The 18,201-nt window shown below is 68.9% G+C and carries 16 protein-coding genes and 1 pseudogene; 16 read left to right on the top strand and 1 reads right to left on the bottom strand.

All coding sequences use genetic code 11. The annotated features are described in order from the left end of the window. Positions 1-18 precede the first annotated feature (18 nt). From ACIPRI_RS15285 to ACIPRI_RS15210, 16 genes and pseudogenes are all read left to right on the top strand, one after another. Positions 19-831 (top strand): ABC transporter ATP-binding protein, encoded by an 813-nt coding sequence (locus ACIPRI_RS15285; protein WP_446622303.1) that lies wholly within the window; start codon positions 19-21, stop codon positions 829-831. Then, positions 831-1,337 (top strand): annotated as a pseudogene (locus tag ACIPRI_RS15280) (ABC transporter ATP-binding protein); the annotation flags it as partial. The gene ACIPRI_RS15285 and the pseudogene ACIPRI_RS15280, both read left to right, overlap by 1 nt. Positions 1,338-1,856: 519 nt before the next feature. Next, positions 1,857-3,089 carry a Tm-1-like ATP-binding domain-containing protein gene (locus tag ACIPRI_RS15275; protein WP_446622456.1) on the top strand — a complete coding sequence of 411 codons (1,233 nt, stop codon included), beginning with the start codon at positions 1,857-1,859 and terminating at the stop codon, positions 3,087-3,089. Between the two features lie 31 nt (positions 3,090-3,120). Next, complete coding sequence (locus tag ACIPRI_RS15270; RefSeq protein ID WP_446622302.1) at positions 3,121-3,951, top strand: phosphoenolpyruvate hydrolase family protein; 831 nt, start codon at positions 3,121-3,123, stop codon at positions 3,949-3,951. Positions 3,952-3,978: 27 nt separating this feature from the next. Then, complete coding sequence (locus tag ACIPRI_RS15265; RefSeq protein ID WP_446622301.1) at positions 3,979-5,688, top strand: flotillin family protein; 1,710 nt, start codon at positions 3,979-3,981, stop codon at positions 5,686-5,688. 3 nt (positions 5,689-5,691) lie between these two features. After that, complete coding sequence (locus ACIPRI_RS15260) at positions 5,692-6,135, top strand: SRPBCC family protein (protein WP_446622300.1); 444 nt, start codon at positions 5,692-5,694, stop codon at positions 6,133-6,135. A gap of 6 nt (positions 6,136-6,141) precedes the next feature. Next, on the top strand, positions 6,142-7,617 hold the full coding sequence (locus tag ACIPRI_RS15255; RefSeq protein WP_446622299.1) for an SRPBCC family protein: 1,476 nt from the start codon (positions 6,142-6,144) through the stop codon (positions 7,615-7,617). A 24-nt stretch (positions 7,618-7,641) separates the two neighbouring features. Beyond that, on the top strand, positions 7,642-8,022 hold the full coding sequence (locus ACIPRI_RS15250) for a VOC family protein (RefSeq protein WP_446622298.1): 381 nt from the start codon (positions 7,642-7,644) through the stop codon (positions 8,020-8,022). Between the two features lie 52 nt (positions 8,023-8,074). Further along, complete coding sequence (locus tag ACIPRI_RS15245) at positions 8,075-9,220, top strand: SMP-30/gluconolactonase/LRE family protein (protein ID WP_446622297.1); 1,146 nt, start codon at positions 8,075-8,077, stop codon at positions 9,218-9,220. 39 nt (positions 9,221-9,259) lie between these two features. Continuing rightward, positions 9,260-10,465: a succinyldiaminopimelate transaminase gene (gene dapC, locus ACIPRI_RS15240; protein ID WP_446622296.1), complete on the top strand. Its 1,206-nt coding sequence runs from the start codon at positions 9,260-9,262 to the stop codon at positions 10,463-10,465. A gap of 37 nt (positions 10,466-10,502) precedes the next feature. Continuing rightward, positions 10,503-11,336 carry a 2,3,4,5-tetrahydropyridine-2,6-dicarboxylate N-succinyltransferase gene (dapD, locus tag ACIPRI_RS15235; protein ID WP_446622295.1) on the top strand — a complete coding sequence of 278 codons (834 nt, stop codon included), beginning with the start codon at positions 10,503-10,505 and terminating at the stop codon, positions 11,334-11,336. A gap of 61 nt (positions 11,337-11,397) precedes the next feature. Continuing rightward, entirely contained in the window at positions 11,398-12,546 is a 1,149-nt protein-coding gene (locus ACIPRI_RS15230; RefSeq protein WP_446622294.1) for a PilT/PilU family type 4a pilus ATPase, read from the top strand. A 124-nt stretch (positions 12,547-12,670) separates the two neighbouring features. Next, on the top strand, positions 12,671-13,837 hold the full coding sequence (gene dapE, locus ACIPRI_RS15225; protein ID WP_446622293.1) for a succinyl-diaminopimelate desuccinylase: 1,167 nt from the start codon (positions 12,671-12,673) through the stop codon (positions 13,835-13,837). Continuing rightward, on the top strand, positions 13,834-14,697 hold the full coding sequence (gene prmB, locus ACIPRI_RS15220; protein ID WP_446622292.1) for a 50S ribosomal protein L3 N(5)-glutamine methyltransferase: 864 nt from the start codon (positions 13,834-13,836) through the stop codon (positions 14,695-14,697). Before dapE ends, prmB begins: the two co-directional genes overlap by 4 nt. A gap of 129 nt (positions 14,698-14,826) precedes the next feature. Then, a complete protein-coding gene (locus ACIPRI_RS15215; protein ID WP_446622291.1) occupies positions 14,827-16,845 on the top strand; it encodes an ABC-F family ATP-binding cassette domain-containing protein in 2,019 nt (672 codons plus the stop codon). A 266-nt stretch (positions 16,846-17,111) separates the two neighbouring features. Next, on the top strand, positions 17,112-17,291 hold the full coding sequence (locus ACIPRI_RS15210; RefSeq protein WP_446622290.1) for a hypothetical protein: 180 nt from the start codon (positions 17,112-17,114) through the stop codon (positions 17,289-17,291). An 86-nt stretch (positions 17,292-17,377) separates the two neighbouring features. On the opposite strand, the gene ACIPRI_RS15205 is transcribed toward ACIPRI_RS15210, so the two are convergent. After that, positions 17,378-18,193: a DUF2950 family protein gene (locus tag ACIPRI_RS15205; RefSeq protein WP_446622289.1), complete on the bottom strand. Its 816-nt coding sequence runs from the start codon at positions 18,191-18,193 to the stop codon at positions 17,378-17,380. Positions 18,194-18,201: the final 8 nt, after the last annotated feature.

Raw genomic sequence — 18,201 nt, 5'->3', positions numbered from 1 at the left:
GCCTGATCGAGCAGCGCCATGGCGACCACCTCCAGGCTCCAGAGTACCGCCGCCCCGCCCAGGGCGGGCGCGCCCACCATGCTGGCTTCCAACGACGCGTTGGTGCTCAGCGGCGTGACGCGCGCCTTCGGTGCCCTGCGGGCGGTCGATGAGGTGTCGCTGTCGGTGGCGGCGGGCCAGAAGTACGCCATCCTGGGCTCCAACGGGGCCGGCAAGACGACGCTGTTCAATACCATCACCGGTGACTTCCCGCCCACCGCCGGGCGCATCCACTTCTTCGGCGAGGACATCACCGAGCTGCCGCCGCACGAGCGCATTCGCAAGGGCCTGCGGCGCACCTACCAGTCCTCGCTGCTGTTTCGCGACCTGAGCGTGCGCGACAACCTGTTCCTGGCGGTGCGCGGCGTGGCCAACGGCCGCTTCAGCTTCCTGCGCGCCGGATCGGGCCATGCCTCCACGCGCGCCACGCAGGACCTGCTGGATCGCGCGCGGCTCACCCACATCGCCGGCGAGCGCGTCGCCAACTTGGCGCACGGGCAGCAAAGGCAACTGGAGATCGGCATGGCATTGGCCGGGGCGCCGCGCCTGATCCTGTTCGACGAGCCGGCCGCCGGCCTGTCGCCGGCGGAGCGGCGCGAACTGGTCGCCCTGTTGCGCTCGCTGCCCGCGCACATGGGCTTCGTGCTGATCGAGCATGACCTGGACATTGCGCTGCGCGTGGTCGACAAGGTGACGGTGATGCACAACGGGCGTGAGCTGCGCACTGGCACGCCGCAGGAGATCGAGACCGACGCGCAGGTGCAGGCCATCTACATGGGGAGCAAGCACTGATGGCCTGGTTCGCCGCCGACCGCAGCCCAAGCACAGCCGCCGCACCTGTCAGCGCCCCGGTGCTGGCCGTCGAAGGGCTGGACGTCTTCTACGGCCACGCCCATGCGCTGCAGGGGGTGAACCTGACGCTGGAGCGCGGCGTGCTGGGCATCGTCGGGCGCAACGGCATGGGCAAGACCACGTTGTGCAACGCCATCACCGGGCTGGTGGCGGCGCGAGGCAGCGTGCGGCTGGCGGGCGAAGAGATCCTCGGCCTGGCGCCGCACGAGATCACGCGGCGCGGCATCGCCTACGTGCCGCAGGGCCGCCGCGTGTGGCCTTCGCTCTCGGTGGACGAGACCTTGCGCCTGGTGGCGCGCAAGCGGCGCGATGTGGACCGGGCCTACACCATGTTCCCCCGCCTGGCGGAGCGGCGCGGCCACGGCGGCGCGCAGCTTTCAGGCGGCGAGCAGCAGATGCTGGCCATCGGACGCGCCTTGCTGCTGGACCCCCGCCTGCTGGTGATGGACGAGCCCACCGAAGGCCTGGCGCCGGTGATCGTCGAGCAGTTGGCGCAGGCGCTGCGCGAGCTGGCGGCCGAGGGCCGCATCGCCGTGCTGCTGATCGAGCAGAACCTGGGCGTGGCCATGTCGGTGGCCGACCGCATCGGCGTCATGGTGAACGGCCGCATCGCGCAGCAGATGCCCGCCGAACGCCTGGCCGCCGACCGCGAGCTCCAGGAACGCCTGCTGGGCTTGCGCTCCAATGGCCATGATGAAGAGGCCGGCGCCGGCGCCGGGGCATCGGCCGCCGAGCCGCCCGCACCGGCTCAGGTGTTGACCGTGCGCCGCGCCCATGCGCAGGGCCCGCCGTCGCTGGGTAAGCTGGCACCGGCGGCGGTACGCGGCTTCACCCGCTGGAATGCCAGTGGCACGGCGGCGCCGCTGGCTGACATTGCGCGAGCCACACCCGCGCCCACGGTGGCGCCGGCGGTCGGCGCGGCACCCGCGGCCGCCGCCGCCGCGCCGCGCGTCTACGACTTCCCGGTGGCCGCCAGCAGCCTGCGCTCGGCCTATGTGGCCGGCACCTTCGACACCAAGGGCCGCGAACTCTCCTTCCTGCGCCAATGCCTGGAAAAGCTGGGCTTGCGCGTGGTCACCGTCGACTTGTCAACCTCCGGCAAGCCGTCATCGGCCAGCGTGCATCCGCGCGAAGTGGCGAGGCACCATCCGCAAGGCGAGGCGGCGGTGTTCAGCGACGACCGCGGCAGCGCGATGACTGCGATGGCGCAAGCCTTCGAGGCCTTCCTGCTCACGCGGCGCGATCTGGGCGGCCTGCTCTCGGCCGGCGGCTCCGGCGGCACCTCGCTGGCGACGCAGGGCATGCGCGCGTTGCCGGTCGGCGTGCCCAAGGTGATGGTGTCGACCATGGCCAGCGGCGACACCCGGCCCTACGTGGGGCCGAGCGACATCTGCATGATGTATTCGGTCACCGACGTGCAGGGCATCCACCGCATCAGCGAACTGGTGCTGGCCAATGCGGCCCACGCGCTGGCCGGCATGATCGCGCACCCGCCCATGGTCTCCGCCACCAGCCGCCCTGCCATCGGCCTGACCATGTTCGGGGTGACCACGCCGTGCGTGCAGGCCGTCACCAAGCGGCTGGAGGCCGAGTACGACTGCCTGGTGTTTCACGCCACCGGGGTCGGTGGGCAGTCGATGGAAAAGCTGGCCGAATCGCAGCTGTTGGCCGGCGTGGTCGACGTTTCCACCACCGAAGTGGCGGACGAGATCGTGGGCGGCGTGCTTTCGGCCGGCCCCGGCCGGCTGGACGTGTTCGCGCGCCATGCCCTGCCCTACGTCGGCTCCTGTGGCGCGCTCGACATGGTGAACTTCGGCGCCTGGAACACGGTGCCCGAACGCTTCAAGAATCGCACCCTGTACCGCCACAACCCGACGGTGACGCTGATGCGGACCACGCCGGACGAGTGCCGGCAGATCGGCGAATTCATCGCCGCCAAGCTCAACGCCATGCGCGGGCCGGTGCGTTTCCTGATTCCCGAAGGCGGCTTGTCGGCCATCGACCGGCCAGGCCAGCCTTTCCACGACCCGGAAGCCGACCGCGTGCTGTTCAACGCCATCGAGCGCCTTTTCCGCCCAGGCCCGCAGCGCAAGCTGGAGCGCCTGCCGCTGCACATCAACGACGAGGCCTTTGCCGAGGCGCTGGTCGCCGCGTGGCGCGAGATCGCCGCGCCCCTGGCCGGCACGCGGCGCGCCTGAACAACGACGAGACCAGGAGGAGGAACCCGCCATGCCACGCATCGCCCGAAGCTCCGTCCTCGCGAAGCTGCGCGCCAAGATCGCCGCCGGCCAGCCGATCATCGGCGGCGGCGCCGGCACCGGCCTGTCGGCCAAGTGCGAGGAAGCGGGTGGCATCGACCTGATCGTGATCTACAACTCGGGGCGCTACCGCATGGCCGGGCGCGGCTCGCTGGCCGGCCTCCTGGCCTACGGCAATGCCAACGAGATCGTCTGCGAGATGGCGCGCGAAGTGCTGCCGGTGGTGAAGAGCACGCCGGTGCTGGCCGGGGTGAACGGGACCGATCCCTTCATGATCCGCGACGAGTTCCTGGACCGCCTGATCGCACTCGGTTTTTCCGGCATCCAGAACTTCCCCACCGTCGGCCTGATCGACGGCGTGTTTCGCGCCAACCTGGAAGAGACCGGCATGGGCTACGGCCTGGAGGTCGAGCTGATCGAGCGGGCCCGCGCGCTCGACCTCCTGACCACGCCCTATGTGTTCAGCGAGGCCGATGCGCGCGCCATGGCCGGAGCCGGCGCCGACATCGTGGTCTGCCACCTGGGCTTGACGACGGGCGGCTCGATCGGCGCCGGCACCGCCCTCACGCTGGCCGACTGCATCCCGCGCATCAACGCCTGGGCGCAGGCGGCGCAAGCGGTGAACCCGGAGGCGATCGTGCTGTGCCACGGCGGGCCGATCGCCACGCCCGAAGACGCCCACCACGTGCTGGCGCACTGCCCCGGCTGCGCCGGCTTCTACGGCGCCAGCTCGATGGAGCGGCTGCCGGCAGAAACGGCGCTCACCGAGACCACCCGCCGCTTCGTGCAGATCACGCGATAGACCGATACACAAGAGGAGACGACATCCATGTCAGGCGCTCAATTCGGAAACTTCATCCTCGCCCTGATCGTCGTGGCGATCGTGGTGGCCATCGCCGTGTGGCTGCTGCATTGGCTGTACCTGCGCAGTTCCAAGGAGCGCGCCTTCGTGCGCACCGGCCTGGGCGGGCAGAAGGTGGTGCTGGGCGGTGGCGCCTTCGTGCTGCCGATCGTGCACGACGTCATCCCGGTCAACATGAACACGCTGCGGCTGGAGGTGAGCCGCGGCCGCGACAAGGCGCTCATCACCAAGGACCGCATGCGGGTCGACGTGATCGCCGAGTTCTACGTGCGCGTCGCGACCAACCCCGAGGCCGTGGCCAATGCCGCGCAGACCCTGGGCCTGCGCACCATGGAGCCGGAACAGCTCAAGGAGCTGGTGGAAGGCAAGTTCGTCGACGCGCTGCGCACCGCGGCCGCCGAGATGACGATGGAAGAGCTGCACGAGCGGCGCGGCGCCTATGTGAAGCGGGTGCGCGACGCGGTGGCCGAAGACCTGACCAAGAACGGGCTGGAACTGGAATCCGCCTCGCTCACCCAGCTCGACCAGACCGGCATGGAGTACTTCAACCCCAGCAACGCCTTCGACGCCGAGGGTCTGACCCGCCTGACCGAGCAGATCGAGCACCGCAAGAAGCAGCGCAACGACGTCGAGCAGGACACGCTGGTCGCCATCCGCAACAAGAACCTGGAAGCCGAGAAGCTGTCGCTGGAAATCGACCGCGAGGCCGAGTACGCCCGCCTGACGCAGCAGCGCGAGGTGGAAATCGCCCGAGCTCGCCAGCGCGCCGAGGTGGCGGCCGAGCGCGCCCAGCGCGAGCAGGATGCCGAGGGTGCGCAGATCAGCGCCAAGCAGGCCATCGACGCCGCCCGCATCCGCTCCGACCAGCAGCTGGAGCAGGAGCGCATCGCCAAGGAACGTGCCGTGCAGGGCGCCGAGATCGAGCGTCGCCTGGCGCTGGAGCTGGCCGAGCACAAGAGCGCCATTGCCATCGCCAGGGAAAGCAAGGCACGCAGCGAGGCGCAGGCTGAATCGGAAGCGGCGCGCGCCCTGGCCATCTCGGCCGAAGAGAAAGTCTTCACCGCGCGCGAGGTGGAAATGGCGGAACGCAGGAAGGCGATCGAGCTGATCGCCGCCGCGCAGCTGGCGCAGCGCGACGCACTGCGCCTCACCGCCGCCGCCCGGGCCGAGAAGGACGCCAGTGCCGACCGCGGCGCCGCCATCCGCGCCCAGGCCGAGGCCGATGCCGACGCCGAGAAGATCAAGGCGATGGCGCAGCGGGTGCGCGCCGAGATCGAGGCCGAAGGCCAGCGCCTGATGAACGAGGCGCACAACATGCTCACGCCGGATGCACGCGCCGCGGCGCTGCGCATGAAGCTGGTGGAGAAGGCCGAGGCCATCATCCGCGAGTCGGTCAAGCCGATGGAGCGCATCGAGGGCATCAAGATCCTGCAGGTGGACGGGCTGGGTGGCTCGGGCGGGGGCGGCAGTGGCGCGAACGGCAGCGGCAACTTCTCGGACAGCGTGGTCAATTCGGCACTGCGCTTCCGGGCCCAGGCGCCGCTGGTCGATCAGTTGCTGCGCGAGATCGGCGTGGAAGGCGGCGATATCCAGCGCCTGGCCGGAACCCTCAGCGGCGCCCAGGCCTCGCTGCCTTCCGGCGTGCCGGCGGGTGGCGGCGGCAAGAAGAAGGAGTAGCCGATGGTGCAGGTCTACGCCTCCAGCGTGATCGACGCCAGCGCCGACAGCGTGTGGTCGCGCATCCGCGACTTCAATGGCCTGCCGCAGTGGCACCCGGCGATTGCCGACAGCCGCATCGAGAACAGCCAGCCGGCCGATCGCATCGGTTGCATCCGCCACTTTCACCTGAAGGATGGCGGCGCCGTCCGCGAGCGCCTGCTCGCCCTGTCGGACTACGAGTACAACTGCAGCTACGAGATCCTGGAAAGCCCGATGGGCGTGACGAACTACGTCGCCACGCTCAAGCTGACGCCGGTGACCGACGGCGCGCGCTGCTTTGCCGAATGGAGCGCGGAGTTCGAGTGCGCGCCAGGACGCGAGCAGGAGCTCTCCGAAACCATCGGCGGCGGCGTCTTCCAGGGCGGCTTCGACGCGCTCAAGCGTCACTTCGGCACGGCACGCTGAAAGAAGATGCTGCAGCGCGTCATCCGCTCCACCATCATCGACGCGCCGATCGAGCGGGTGTGGGCGGTGCTGCGCGATTTCAACAGCCACGACCGCTGGCACCCGGCCATCGAAGCCAGCCACATCGAGGGCGGCGAGCGCAGCGACCAGGTGGGCTGCGTGCGCAACTTCAGCCTGAAGGACGGCAACCACATCCGCGAGCAGCTCCTGAGCCTGTCGGAGCGCGAGCACAAGAGCACCTACTGCATCGTCGAGGCCACGGTGCCGCTGCAGCGCTACGTGGCCACCGTCACGCTCAAGCCCGTGACCGACGGGCAGCGCACTTTCTGGCATTGGGAATCGACCTTTGCGACGCCGCCGGGCCGCGAGCGCGAGCTGCACGACATGGTGGCCCAGGGCGTGTACGAGGCCGGCTTCGAGGCCCTGCGCCGCCACCTGCGCCAGGGCGAGGACCTGCGCCCCGCGGGCAGCGCATCGATGCCGACCGCGCTGCCCGTGCCGATGCGCCGCGTCGTGCTGCACCGCTACGGAGAGGCCAGCGAACTGGTGGCCGAAGACGGTGAGGCGCCGGCACCGCGCGAAGCTGAAGTGCGCATTCGGCAGCGCGCCATCGGCGTGAACTTCATCGACGTGTACCTGCGCCGCGGCTGGATGCCGCAGATGCTGCCGCTCTCGCCGATGCGTCCGGCGGTGCTGGGCATGGAGGCGGCCGGCGCGGTGCTGGACACCGGCGCGCAGGTCGACGGGCTGCTACCCGGCGACCGCGTGGCCTACCTGGGCCCGGTGCCGGGCGCGTACTGCAGCGTGCGCAACGTGCCTGCCGACTGGGTGCTGCGGCTGCCGGCCGCGGTGGACGACGAGGTGGCGGCCGCCCTGCTCCTCAAGGGCATGACCGCCGACTACCTGCTGCGCGACCTGGGCCGGGTCGGGCCCGGCACCCGCCTGCTGGTGCATGCGGCGGCCGGTGGAGTCGGGCTGCTGCTGTGCGCCTGGGCACGCAAGCTGGGGGCCACGGTGCTGGGCACCGTCTCCAGCGAAGACAAGGCGCGCCTGGCGCGCGAGCATGGGTGCGAGCACGTCATCGTCAGCCGCGACTACCGCTTCGCCGATGCGGTGGCGCGCGCCTGCGGCGGCGCCGACGTGGTCGTCGACGGGCTGGGCGCCCAGGCGCGCGAAGAGAACCTCTCGGCCCTTGCCCGCTGCGGCCACTGGATCAGCCTGGGCCAGGCCAGCGGCCCGCTGCCGCCCATCGAACCCGATGCGCTGCTGGCCAAGTCGTTGAGCTTCTCCAGGCCGGTGGTGTTCGACTACGCCGCCACGCCGGCCCGGCGCGCCGAGCGGGCACAGCGCGTCTGGAATGCCCTGGCCGAAGGCACGCTGAAAGTGCCACCGATCGAACGTTTTTCGCTCGACGCGGCAGCGCGGGCCCACGAGCGGCTGGAATCGCGCGGCCGCAGCGGGGCCCTGGTGCTGGTGCCCTGAACCGAACCCCAAGGAGATGCGCAAATGATCCTCGGCATGAACCACTTCACCGTCATCGTGGAAGACAGGCAGAAGACGCTGGACTATTACTGCGGCCTGCTCGGGCTGAAGGAAGGCCCGCGGCCGGACCTCGGCTTTCCCGGCGCCTGGCTGTACGCGGACGGGCAGGTGCAGGCGGTGCTGCACATGTACTTCGACCGCCCGGTGCCGGAGAAGCGCGCAGGCCTGATCGACCACATGGCCTTCACGGCGCGCGGCCTCAAGGCCGTGAAGGCGCGCTTCGACCAGAGCGGCACGAAATACGAATTGCGTCAGCAGGCCGGCGCCGGCACCTGGCAGCTGTTCAGCCATGACCCGTCGGGGGCCAAGGTGGAGCTGGATTTCGACGCTTCCGAATCGCCCTGACCCCGGCCCGGCAACACATACTCCAAGGACAACAACACTTGGAGACCCTCTCATGCGCAAAGTCCTGGGCACGCTCGCCGCCCTGTTGACCGCCGGCATCGCCTACCTGCTGCTCTGGCCCGTACCCATCGACCCCGTGCCGTGGACGGCGCCACCGGCGCCAGGCTATGCCGGCCTCCACGCGCAGAACCAGCGACTGGCGAAGCTGAACATGCTGGACCTGGGCAGTGACGTCGGCCCCGAGCACATCGTCTGGCGCGACGGCTGGCTCTACGCGGCGGTGGCGCGTGGCGCCATCATCCGCATGCGGCCCGACGGCTCCGAGCGGCAGGACTATGTGCTGACTGGCGGCCGGCCCCTGGGCTTCGACTTCGATGCGCAGGGCGCCCTCGTCATTGCCGACCCGATGTTCGGCAGGCACGGCGGACTGGTGCGCGCCGTCGGCTCGGGCAGCGCGGCCAAGCTGGAACTGCTGAGCGACGCAGTGGACGGCGAACCGATCCGCTATGCCGATGGCGTGGTCGTCGCGCCCAGCGGCAAGATCTACTTCACCGACGCCAGCCAGCGCTTCGGCGCCAAGGCCTCCGGCGGCACTTTCGAAGCCAGCGTGCTCGACGTGCTGGAACACCGCCTGAGCGGCCGCGTGCTCGAATTCGACCCCGCCACGCGCAAGACGCGAAAGCTCATGGGCGACCTTTCCTTCGCCAACGGCCTCGCCCTGTCGGCGGACGGGCGCCACCTGTTCGTCAGCGAGACCGGCGAATACCGGGTCTGGAAACTGGCGATCGATGCGCAGAACCTCAGTGCCCGCGCTGCCGCCACCGCCCCGAGCGACAAGGCCCGGCTGCTGCTCGCCAACCTGCCGGGCTACCCGGACAACATCATGCGCGGCAATGATGGCCGGCTGTGGGTCGGCTTGGCCAAGCCGCGCGGCGCCTTTATCGACGACAACGCCGGCAAGCCCTGGATGCGCGCGCTGGCCCTGCGCCTGCCGAAGTTCGCCTGGCCGGTGCCGCCGGCCTATGGCCACGTGATCGCCTTCGACGAGAGCGGCAGGGTTCTGGCCGACCTGCAGGACCCGAGCGGCAGCTATCCCGAGACCACCGCCGTCACCGAGACGCCGGACCGGCTCTATGTGCAGAGCCTGCACGCCCATGGCCTGGGCTGGCTCGAAAAGGGCAAGGCGATGGCGCCCTGAGGTGCCAGTGGGCCATTACCCCTGGCCGATAATCGGAGCATGAATCCCCTGCTCGCCAAGCTGCAGCCTTACCCCTTCGAACGGCTGCGCCAGTTGTTCGCCGGCATCGCGCCCGACCCGGCCCATTCGCCCATCAGCCTGGGCATCGGCGAACCGCGGCATGCAACGCCCGGCTTCATCAAGGATGCGCTCACCGCCGGCCTGGGTGCCCTCGCCGTCTACCCGGCCACCGCGGGCGACCTGAAGCTGCGCCAGTCCTTCACCCACTGGCTGAAATCGCGCTATCAGCTTGAGTTGGACCCGGCCACCCAGGTGCTGCCGGTCAACGGCTCGCGCGAGGCCCTTTTTGCACTGGCGCAGACGGTGGTCGATGCCAGCGCGTCGCGGCAGCCCGTGGTGCTCTCGCCCAATCCCTTCTATCAAATCTACGAGGGTGCGGCCCTGCTGGCCGGGGCCGAGCCCTACTACGTGCCCAGCGTGCCGGCGCGCAACTTCGCGGTCGACTGGGACAGCGTGCCGGTCGAGATCTGGGCGCGTACGCAACTGGTGTTCGTCTGCTCGCCCGGCAATCCGACCGGTGCCGTGATGTCGCTGGACGAGTGGCGCAAGCTGTTCCAGCTTTCGGACCGGCACGGCTTCGTCATCGCCGCCGACGAGTGCTATAGCGAGATCTACTTTCGCGACGAGCCGCCGCTTGGCGGCCTCGAAGCGGCGGCGCGCCTGGGCCGCAGCGACTTTCGCAACCTGATCGCCCTCACCTCGCTGTCCAAGCGCAGCAACGTGCCGGGCCTGCGCAGCGGCTTCGTGGCGGGCGACGCGGCCCTGATCAAGTCCTTCCTGCTCTACCGCACCTACCACGGCAGCGCGATGAGCGGCGCGGTGGCCGCCGCCAGCATCGCGGCCTGGGGCGACGAGTCGCACGTGGTGGACAACCGGGCCCAGTACCGCGCCAAGTTCGCCGCAGTAACACCTTTGCTCGACCCGGTGCTGGACGTGCGCCTGCCCGACGCCAGCTTCTACCTGTGGGCCGGCGTCCCGCCGGCGTGGCAAGGCGACGACACCGGCTTCGCCCGGGAGCTCTACGCTCAATACAATGTGACGGTCCTGCCGGGCTCCTACCTGGCGCGCGACGCGCAAGGCCACAACCCCGGGCGCGGCCGCATCCGCATGGCCCTGGTGGCCGATACCGCCGAATGCATAGAAGCCGCGCAACGCATCGTCCAGTTCGTTCAGAAGGGTCGCTAGGCAGCGCCCCGTCCCTATTTCAACCAGAGCATCCGCAATGACCCAGCAACTCCAGCAAACCATCGACGCCGCGTGGGAAGACCGCGCCAACATCTCGCCCACCGCCGCCTCCAAGGAAGTGCGCGACGCGGTCGAGCACGTGATTGCCGAACTCAACAACGGCAAGCTGCGCGTGGCCACGCGCGAGGCCGTCGGCCAGTGGACGGTGCACCAGTGGATCAAGAAGGCCGTGCTGCTGTCCTTCCGCCTGAAGGACAACGAGCAGATCACCGCCGGCTCGCTGGGCTTCTATGACAAGGTGCCGACCAAGTTCTCGCACCTGTCGGCCGGCGAGCTCAAGGAAGCCGGTGTGCGCATCGTGCCGCCGGCCGTGGCACGCCGCGGCAGCTACATCGCCAAGGGCGCCATCCTGATGCCCTCTTACGTGAACATCGGCGCCTACGTGGGCGAAGGCACCATGGTCGACACCTGGGCCACCGTCGGCTCGTGCGCCCAGATCGGCGCCAACGTGCACCTGTCGGGCGGCGTTGGCATCGGCGGCGTGCTCGAGCCGCTGCAGGCCGGCCCCACCATCATCGAAGACAACTGCTTCATCGGTGCCCGCTCCGAAGTGGTCGAGGGCGTGGTCGTCGAAGAGAACTCGGTGCTCGGCATGGGCGTGTACCTCGGCCAGAGCACGCCGATCTTCAATCGCGAAACCGGCGAAACCTTCTACGGCCGCGTGCCCAGCGGCAGCGTGGTGATCAGCGGCGGCCTGCCCAAGAAGACCGCCAACGGCACCGCCTACAACACCTACGCCGCAATCATCGTGAAGACGGTCGATGCGCAGACGCGTGCCAAGACCTCGCTGAACGACCTGCTGCGCGACTGATCACCCGCCGGCAAGAGGGGCCGGCATAGCGAACCACAACACGTTGATGAGGAGAGAGCCGATGAGCACGATGGAGCGCATTCTTCGCCTGATGGCCGACCGCAAGGCTTCGGACATCTATCTGTCGGCGCACGCGCCGGCCCAGATCCGCATCAACGGCCAGTGCCTGCCGATCAATGCGCAGCTGCTGCCGCCCGAGGCACCGCTCTCGCTGCTGTCCGAGATCCTGCCAGGCAGCCGCATCGAGGAGCTGCAGCGCACGGGCGAGCTGAACACCGCCATCGCGCTGGAAGGCGCCGGCAACTACCGCATCAGCGCCATGCGCCAGCGTGGCAGCTATGCGGTGGTGGTGCGCCACATCCCCTCGCTCATCCCGGCCTTCGACGACCTGAACCTGCCGCAGATCCTGAAGACCCTCATCATGGAAAAGCGCGGGCTGATCCTGATGGTGGGCGCCACCGGGGCCGGCAAGACCACCACCCTGGCCTCGATGCTGGACTACCGCAACGAGAACGCCGGCGGCCACATCCTCACGGTGGAAGAGCCGATCGAGTTCACCTACACCAACAAGAAGTCGCTGGTGAACCAGCGCGATGTGGGCAGCGACACGGAGTCGCTGCAGGTGGCGCTGAAGAACGCGCTGCGCCAGGCGCCGGACGTGATCCAGATCGGCGAGATCCGCGACCGCGAGACCATGGACGCGGCCATCGCCTACGCGCAGTCGGGCCACCTGTGCGTGGCCACGCTGCACGCCAACAACAGCTACCGCGCGATGAACCGCATCCTGAGCTTCTACCCGGTGGAAGTGCGTCCGACCCTGCTGGGTGACCTGGCTTCGGCCATGCGCGCCATCGTCTCGCAGCGCCTGCTGCGCACGCCCGAAGGCGCACGCATGCCGGCCATCGAGGTCATGCTCAACACCCAGCTGGTGGCCGACCTGATCGAAAAGGGCGACTTCTCCGCCGTCAAGGAAGCCATGGAGCAGTCCATGGCCGAGGGCTCGCAGACCTTCGAGGAAGACATCGCCCGCCTGATCGTCGATGGCCTGGTCGACCGCGCCGAAGGCCTGGCCAATGCCGATTCGCCCACCAACCTCATGTGGCGCCTGCAGAACCGCAAGGCGCCTGCCGAAAAACAAGAAGACCGGGCCCTGCTCGACCAGCTCGAGGAACCCACCTTCACCGATATCACGCTCGACGTGAAGTTCTGACCCACCCCCGAATCTCCGCGCACTTCGTGTCGCTCCGGATCCCCCCTCAAGGGGGCAACACCAGCGGCCCGGCAAAGCCGGTTCCGCGGTGTTTCTGGCACAGAAGCCCCATCGAATCTCCTCAATGTCCCGCACCCTTGTCCTTGCCGAAGCACTAATCGCACGCCCCTCCGTCACACCCGAGGATGGGGGCTGCCAGCAATTGCTGGGCGAGCGGCTGGCCAAGCTGGGCTTCGAATTGGAAAGCATCCAGAGCGGCCCCGCGGATTTCCGGGTGACCAACCTGTGGGCCATGCGGCGCTCGACCCGGGCCGACGCCCGCACCCTGGTCTTTGCCGGCCACACCGACGTGGTGCCCACCGGCCCGCTGGCGCAGTGGACCAGCCCGCCCTTCACGCCCACGCACCGTGGCGGCAAGCTCTATGGCCGCGGCGCCTGCGACATGAAGACCTCGCTGGCGGCCTTCGTGGTGGCCATCGAGGAATTCCTGGCCGCCGAGCCCGCACCCAAGCTCAACCTGGCCTTGCTGCTCACCAGCGACGAGGAAGGCCCCGGCGTCGACGGCACCGTCATCGTCTGCAACCAGCTGGCTGCGCGCGGCGAGCGGCTCGACTACTGCATCGTCGGCGAACCCACCGCGGTGGAGCGCACCGGCGACATGATCAAGAACGGCCGGCGCGGCACCATGAGCGGCCGCCTCACCGTCAAGGGCATCCAGGGCCACATCGCCTACCCGCACCTGGCACGCAACCCGGTGCACAGCCTGGCGCCGGCGCTGGCCGAGCTGGTGGCCATCAACACGGCCGGCGCCTGGGATGGCGGCAACGCGCACTTCCAGCCCACCAGCTGGCAGATCAGCAACTTCCACGCGGGCACCGGCGCCAGCAACGTGATTCCGGGCCATGCGGTGGTGGATTTCAACTTCCGCTTCTCCACGCAATCCTCGCCCGAATCGCTGCAGCGCCGGGTGCGCGAGGTGCTCGACAAGCACGGGCTCGACTACGAGCTCCAGTGGACGGTGGGCGGCCTGCCCTTCCTGACGCCGGCGGGCGAACTGGTGGCTGCCGTGCAGCAGGCCATCCGCGACGAGACCGCGATCGAGACCGAGCTGTCCACCAGCGGCGGCACCAGCGACGCCCGCTTCATTGCCAAGGTGTGCAAGCAGGTGGTGGAGCTGGGCCCGGTCAACGCCAGCATCCACAAGATCGACGAGCACATCGCCGTTGCCGACATCGAAACGCTGAAGAACATCTACCGCCGGGCCATCGCCGCGCTGGACGCCCTGCAATGAAGACGGTCATCGAGCTCATCGAGGCCGGCGCCAAGCTGCTGGCCGATGCCGGCGTGGGCTTTGGCCACGGCACCACCAACGCCTTCGACGAGGCCGCCTGGCTGGTGCTTTGGCGCCTGAAGCTGCCGCTCGATGACCTCGATCCGGTGGCCGATCAACCGGTCTCGCCGGCCGACGCGCAAAAGGTGGGCGCCCTGCTGCAGGAGCGCATCGACACCCGCATGCCCGCCGCCTACCTCACGCGCGAAGCCTGGCTGCAGGGCGTGCCCTTCTATGTGGACGAGCGCGCCATCGTGCCGCGCAGCTTCATTGCCGAGCTGCTGGCCGACGGCACCATCGACCCGTGGCTGGGCGAACACACGCAGCGCGTGCTCGACCTGTGCACCGGCAACGGCAGCCTGGCCGTGCTGGCGGCCATGGCCTACCCCGAGGTGCGGGTGGACGCAGCCGACCTGTCGACCCAGGCGCTGGAAGTGGCCGCCATCAACGTGACGCGGCACCAGCTTGATGGGCGCATCACGCTGATGCGCTCCGACGGCCTGGCCGACGTGCGCGGGCCCTACGACCTGATCCTGTGCAACCCGCCCTACGTGAATGCGCAAAGCATGAGCGCCCTGCCCGCCGAGTACCAGGCAGAGCCCGCGCTGGCGCTGGCTGGCGGCACCGACGGCATGGACTTCATCCGTGGCCTTCTGGCAGCAGCGCCGGGCTGCATGACGGACAATGGCGTCCTGGTGCTCGAAATCGGCAACGAACGCGAGCATTTCGAAGCCGCATTTCCGCAGCTCGAGGTGGTCTGGCTGGCCACCAGCGCAGGCGAGGACCAGGTCCTCCTGCTCACCCGCCCGAACTTTCGCTAACCCCCAGGCTGCGCGCACTTCGTGTCGCTCCGCCAACCCCCTTGCAGGGGGCAACACCAGCGGCCCGGCGAAGCCGGTTCCGCGGTGTTCCTAGCAAAGAGTGCGTCTTTGCGCATTGAATGAATTGACATGATCACCCTCAAGAACGTCGTCCTGCGCCGCAGCAGCAAGGTCCTGCTCAATGGCGCCAGCGTCACCATCAACCCCGGCGAGAAGGTCGGGCTGGTGGGGCGCAACGGCGCCGGCAAGTCCACCCTGTTCGCCCTCTTCAACGGCACGCTGCATGAAGACGGCGGCGACTTTTCCTGCCCCAGGCAATGGCGCCTGGCCCAGGTCGCGCAGAACATGCCCGAAACCGACGAGTCGGCGTCCGACTTCGTGGTGGGCGGCGACACCCGCCTGGCCGAGCTTCGCGAGACCTTGACCCGGGTCGAGGCGGCGCACGCGGCCGACCCCGACGACCACGACATCGGCATGGCGCTGGCCCACGCCTACACCGACCTGGCCGATGCCGGCGAGCACGACGCCGTGCCGCGCGCCCAGGCCCTGATCCTCGGCCTGGGCTTCAAGGTCCATGAGCTGGAGCAGCCCGTCAACAGTTTCTCCGGCGGCTGGCGCATGCGCCTGCAGCTGGCGCGCGCACTGATGTGCCCGAGCGACCTGCTCCTGCTGGACGAACCCACCAACCACCTGGACCTGGACGCCCTGGTCTGGCTGGAAAGCTGGCTGCAGAAGTACGCCGGCACCATGATCGTGATCAGCCACGACCGCGAATTTCTCGACGCGGTGACCGACGTCACCCTGCACATCGAGCATGCGGGCCTGACGCGCTACGGCGGCAACTACAGCAAGTTCGAGGAAATGCGCGCGCTGCAGCTGGAGCAGCAGCAGCAGGCCTACACCAAGCAGCAGGACAAGATCGCCCACCTGCAGAAGTTCATCGACCGCTTCAAGGCCAAGGCCAGCAAGGCCAAGCAGGCGCAAAGCCGGGTCAAGGCGCTGGAGCGCATGGAAAAGGTGGCGCCGCTCCTGGCCGAGGCCGACTTCACCTTCGAGTTCAAGGAGCCCGGCAACATCCCCAACCCGATGCTGTCGATCAGCGACGCGGCCTTCGGCTACGTGCAGGAAGATGCGCCGCCCAAGGTGATCCTCACCGGCGTCAGCCGCTCGGTGCTGGCAGGCCAGCGCATCGGCATCCTGGGCGCCAACGGCCAGGGCAAATCCACCCTGGTGAAGACCATCGCCCGCGAAATGGGCGCGCTGGCCGGCACCGTGACCGAGGGCAAGGGACTGAACATCGGCTACTTCGCCCAGCAGGAGCTGGACGTGCTGCACCCCGCCAGCAACCCGCTGGAGCACATGGTGCGCCTGGCGCGCGACTTCGCCGGCACGGTGCGCGAGCGCAGCACCGAGCAGGACCTGCGCGGCTTCCTGGGCAGCTTCAATTTCTCCGGGGACATGGTCAAGCAGCCGGTGGGCACCATGAGCGGCGGCGAAAAGGCGCGCCTGGTGCTGGCCATGATGGTCTGGCAGCGCCCCAACCTCCTGCTGCTGGACGAGCCGACCAACCACCTGGACCTGGCCACGCGCGAGGCCCTGGCCGTCGCGCTGAACGAATTCGAAGGCACGCTCATGCTGGTGAGCCACGACCGTGCCCTGCTGCGTTCGGTGTGCGACGAGTTCTGGCTGGTGGGCCGCGGCGCCGTGACCGACTTCGACGGCGATCTGGACGACTACCAGCGCTACCTGCTGGACGAGGCCAAGCGCCAGCGCGAACTGGCCAAGGAGGCCAGCCGCAATGCGCCGCCCGAACCGGCGCCGCAGGTGGTGGCCGCCGCCGCACCGGCGCCCGCCCCGGTCCCGGCCCCTGCGACGTCCTCGCGCGAGCAGCGCCAGCGGGAAGCCGAAGAGCGCCAGCAACGCCAGGAACGGCAAAAGCCACTCAAGCGCGACCTGGCCAAGGCCGAGGCGCGCCTGGCCAGCGCCAGCACCGAGCGCGAGGCACTGGAAGTGCGCCTGGCGCAGCCGCTGGCGCCGCCCGAGATCGCCGAGGCCGGCAAGCGCCTGAAGGCGCTGAACGACGAAATTTCGGAAATCGAGGAACTTTGGCTGCGCTTGTCGGACGAACTGCAGGCTGCCAGCGCCTGAGCGCGCAAAACCGATGCCAACATCGCCGAGTCATGCATTCGGCCATCGCCAGCGGCCCCATCCCATGCGGACCTAAGATTCTTTGTTGCAGACACGCAACAGAGAATTTATCCAACCCTTGGCCACCCAAATACTGTACGTAACTGTATAAAGCCAAGGTCTTTTGACATCTTGAATGAATGCCGGAGCTGGGCATGCCTAGGCACACGGCCTTACGGAGGAGCGGAATGAACGAAGCGGACATTGCAGCGTCCATAGAGCGGCTCATGACCCGAGTCGACTATTACCTGCATTGCGAACTCGACGAGGAATACGACCATGACCGGCCGGACTCCGCCCGCAAGCAGCTCGAAGCGGCGCTGCGCGCGGAATTGCTGCGCGCCAGCGCCATCGGGCTCGTCTCGGCTGCCGTGGCCGACGCGTCCAGCGACAACCGGGTCGACTGAGGCCTCGCTTTTTTTCGCGCGCAACGCGCGAAGGCCCTGGGGGCATGCGCCTCTCGCCCCAGGGTTGATTTCCCTCTTCTTCTTAGCTACTGGACCGCGGTCCAGCCTTCTCCCAGCCCACCAGCCCGAATGCGGGCCGCCGACGCACGGGTCGATGCGCCCAGGTCGCGCTCGCGCACCACGCCATCGGGCCCGATCACGAAGCTGCTGATGCCGTAGCTGCCATAGCGCGCCGGCCAGGCCACGAAGGCACAACCCTTGGCATCGGCGCCGGGCAGCAGGCGGTAGTGGTAGCCGTGCAGCGCGGCGCCGGTGGGCGTGTCGGCGCCCATCACCAGCGCGTCGGGCCCGAGCGGGCTTTGCGCGGCATCCACCTCCGGCCAGTACAGGCCGTCGCGCTGGCCGGGGCTGCTCACGATGCGGCTGGCCGGCTTGCCCTGGCCCACCGATTGCGCGTAGCGGCCCTGCGCGGCGCACAGACTCTTGAGCATCTCGATGGCGCCCAGCTCGTTGCGCCCGACCCGGCGCCTGGCAATCTCGGCCTGGCCGGCCTTGACATCGAACTGCCAGCCGCGCGCGGTCTTCATGATGGGCGCCGGAAAGCGCCAATCCTTGCCCACCACCAGTTCCGACCGTGTGGGCGACACCTGGGCGATCGAGTGCGACTGGTTCCAGGCTTCCAGGAAGGCATAGACGTCCTCCATACCCACCGAGTGCTCCGGCACATAGCGCGAAAGATTCGCGCCCAGCACATGGCGAACCGCATCGCGGTCGGCCCGCGCCAGCGCGCTGGCCAGCGCCTCGGCCGCGGCTTCGGCGTTCGGGTAGACCGCCTGGGCCTGGACGGCGGCGACATGGCCAAGGCCCAGGGCGCAGGCCAGCAGCGCAGCGCGGAAATTCATGATCGTGT

Source organism: Variovorax sp. LARHSF232 (assembly GCF_052871435.1).
The sequence above is the reverse complement of the archived record's forward strand: the minus strand, read 5'-3'. Positions and strand labels throughout refer to the sequence as shown.